Origin of the sequence: Pantoea sp. AG1095, from assembly GCF_003208415.1 — a bacterium.
GTDB lineage: Bacteria > Pseudomonadota > Gammaproteobacteria > Enterobacterales > Enterobacteriaceae > Pantoea > Pantoea leporis.
This window is the reverse complement of sequence record NZ_QKMJ01000022.1, coordinates 1-1,375: the sequence shown is the minus strand read 5'-3', so window position 1 is coordinate 1,375 and position 1,375 is coordinate 1. Positions and strand designations below refer to the sequence as shown.

General features: G+C 55.6%; 1 protein-coding gene. It reads right to left on the bottom strand.

Going from position 1 to position 1,375, the window contains the following annotated elements; translation table 11 throughout:
- Positions 1 to 32: 32 nt before the first annotated feature.
- A protein-coding gene (locus DEU53_RS22875; protein WP_110868470.1) for an IS3 family transposase occupies positions 33 to 1,375 on the bottom strand; the annotation gives its coding sequence in 2 pieces (ribosomal slippage) (positions 33 to 901 and positions 901 to 1,375; 1,344 coding nt annotated over the 2 pieces). This gene is flagged as partial in the annotation.

Below are 1,375 nucleotides of genomic sequence, written 5' to 3'. Positions count from 1 at the left end.
ATGAACTGAACCCCATAACCTGGACCGTTTAGTTAAAGCGCTGCGTAATGCTGAGTCCTGTACGCTACCGGACTCAGCCCACCCAACCCCATTTTTATCCGCTTAGTATTCCAGAAGTGGATATAGTCTCCGATATCCTTCTCCAGCTCCTCTACATCACGGTATTTCTTCAGGTAAAACATTTCCGACTTCAGATGACCGAAGAAGTTTTCCATCACCGCGTTGTCCAGGCAGTTTCCTCTGCGCGACATGCTCTGTTTTATCCCGTTTTCCGCCAGGCGCTGCCTATACTCCGGCATCTGATACTGCCAGCCCTGATCGCTGTGAAGAAGCGGACGCTGCTCGCCCGTCAGATGCCGCAAGGCACTGCTCAGCATATTGTTTATCATCGGCATCAGCGGCTTACGCGCCGTTTCCCAGCCCACGATTTCGCCGTTATACAGGTCCAGAACCGGGGACAGGTAGCATTTTTCACCCGCAACGCTGAACTCCGTTACGTCCGTTACCCACTTCTCGTTCGGTGCCTGTGCCCGGAAGTTGCGCTGCAGCACGTTGCCGGCTGTTCGCCCTTCGGGCCCGCGACAGGACCGGTATCTCTTCTTTCTTACCGGCGACTGCAGGCCCAGCGCCGACATCAGCTTCAGCACGGTTTTCCCGCTCAGCGTCCAGCCGTGCTGCCTGAGCAGGCAGCCCATGCGCCGGTAGCCGTAAAGACTGCGATGCTCCTCCGACAGCCTGACGATGAGCGCCTTCACCTCTGCGTACTTATCCGCCGCCTGCTGGCGGGCAAGCTGATAAAAAAATGTGCTTTTCGGCAGCCGCGATACGCTCAGCAGCACCGGCAGGCGATGCCGCGTGCGCAACCGCGTCACTGCAGCGGCTTTTTCTCCCGCTCCCGGCGCTTTTTTTCCAGGATAATCTCCTGCATAACCTTCAGATAGTCGTTTTCGGCGCGAAGGTATTCGAGCTCCTTAAGCAGCTCTTTTTCCGTCATTGATCCGGCAGGTTTTGGTGATTTTGCTTTGTCTGACATTCGTATACTCCGCGTGCTGTTTTCGGGCTGGAAAGCGTAGTGGCCTTTAAGGCTGTACTGACGAGCCCAGGATTCAACCGTTTTGTATGAGGTGAGATTAAAACGCGCCGCAACCGCGGCGTATGACTCACCGGGATGAGCCAGAACGTAATGCGCCACCTGAACTCTGAAGTCGGAAGAATAACGCCGGTGCCCGCGGGGAAGCAAAGCCTGCTCACCGTGATGCTGATAGCGTGCAACCCAGCGGCGCAGGTTAGTAGGGGCAATGCTGAAGTGCTTAGCCGTTCCATCAATACCGGCATGGCCGCTAAGAAAATAGTGAATGGCCGAGAGTTTGAATTC